Annotated in this window: 1 protein-coding gene; it reads left to right on the top strand. The window is 69.3% G+C overall.

The genetic code is table 11. From position 1 onward, the window contains the following. Positions 1–102: 102 nt before the first annotated feature. A complete protein-coding gene (locus tag ACWIHY_RS40235; protein ID WP_454381713.1) occupies positions 103–1,779 on the top strand; it encodes an IS1182 family transposase in 1,677 nt (558 codons plus the stop codon). Positions 1,780–1,792 lie beyond the last annotated feature (13 nt).

Genomic DNA, 1,792 nt, shown 5'->3' with positions numbered 1-1,792 from the left:
GGACGCTGTTGGTTAATTCGGCCCTTCGCGTGACGTCGGCCTTCAGGACCCGGTTGTGGTCTTGAAGGCCGACGTTGTTGTTTGGGGTGGGTGCGGGTGTCGATGCAGCCGAAGGATTCGGGGAAGATTCCGGCGGAGACGGTGCGGGTGGCGGGGGCCGCGTTCCCGAAGGGGAGTCTTGCGATCCGGGTCAGGGACGAGCTGGGGCCGTTATTCACGGACGAGGACTTCGCAGACCTGTTCGCGGCCCGGGGCAGGCCCGCCTGGTCGCCCGGGCGGCTCGCGCTGATTTTGGTACTGCAGTTCGTCGAGGGGCTGACCGACCGGCAGGCCGCGGAGGCGGTGCGGGCGCGGATCGACTTCAAGTACGCCCTCGGCCTGGAGCTGGACGATCCGGGGTTTGACTTCTCGGTGCTGTCGGAGTTCCGGGACCGGCTGGTGGAGGTGGATGCCGGGCGGCGGGTGCTGGACGGCATCCTGAGCGCGGCCCGGGAGAAGGGCCTGCTCAAGACGGCAGGCCGGGCCCGCACCGATGCCACGCATGTGCTCTCGTCGGCGCGTGAGCTGTCCTGGCTGGAGATGGTGGCCGAGACCCTGCGCTCGGCGCTGAACGCGCTCGCCCAGGCCGCAGGTGACTGGCTGGCGAGCATCGCGGAGCCGGACTGGTTCAAGCACTACGCCACGAGAGCCGAGGACTCCCGGTTCCCCAAGGCCCATGCCAAACGCGACGAGGTGGGCTCACGGATCGGCAGGGACGGGACGCACCTTCTGGCAGCGGTCTTCGCCACTGACGCCCCGCCGGCACTGCGCGCGCTCGCGGAAGTGGAGACGCTGCGTCAGGTCTGGGTCCAGCACTTCCACCAGGTGGACGGCGAGGTGACGCGCCGGGGCCCAAAAGACCGGGCACCGGCCTCGATGCGCCTGCTCACTCCCTATGACTCCGACGCCCGCACGGGGATCAAACGGGACACCCTGTGGGACGGATACAAGGTCCACCTCACCGAGACCTGCGGCGAGGACACCCCGAACCTGGTCACCAACGTGGCAACCACCGTGGCCACCGTCGCGGACAGCGCGATGAACGAGGAGATCCACACGTCCCTCGCCGCACGGGGCTGCCTGCCCGCCGAGCACTGGGTGGATGCCGGGTATCCCACCGCCGCCCACATCCTCGCCGCCCGCACCGGGCACGGCATCGCACTGCACGGGCCGCTGGCCGGGAACACTTCGTCCCAGGCCAAGGGCGCCTTCGGGCTGGACGCGTTCACCATCGACTGGGAACGCAGGCAGGTGTCCTGTCCCAGCGGGGCCACCGCCACGGACTGGTATCCCCGCACCGATTCCAAGGGTCTGCCGGTCATCCGTGTGCGGTTCCCCGCCAGCCGCTGCGGCCCCTGCCCCGACCTGCGCTCATGCGTAAGCTCGGCCACCGCCCGCCGCCGGGAACTCATGCTGCGGCAGCAGCAGGCCGAACACGACACCATCCGCACTGTCCGAGCCGAGCAGCAAACCGACGCCTGGAAAGAGCGTTACAAGATCCGCGCCGGCGTCGAAGGAACCATCTCCCAAGCTGTAGGACGCTGCGGCCTGCGCAGATCCCGCTACCGGGGCCTGACGAAGACCAGCCTCCAACACCAGCTCACCGCGGCTGCACTGAACCTCGCCCGCATCGACGCCCACCTCACCGACACACCACGTGCCCTCACCCGCACCAGCCACTTCGCAGCGCTGTGCCCCGCCGAGCTGACGCTCGGCGGGGCACAGCAAGGGCCGAATTAACCAACAGCGTCCG

The sequence above is a fragment of the Streptomyces sp. NPDC055287 genome, from assembly GCF_053646035.1.
This window is presented reverse-complemented; position numbering and strand designations above follow the sequence as displayed.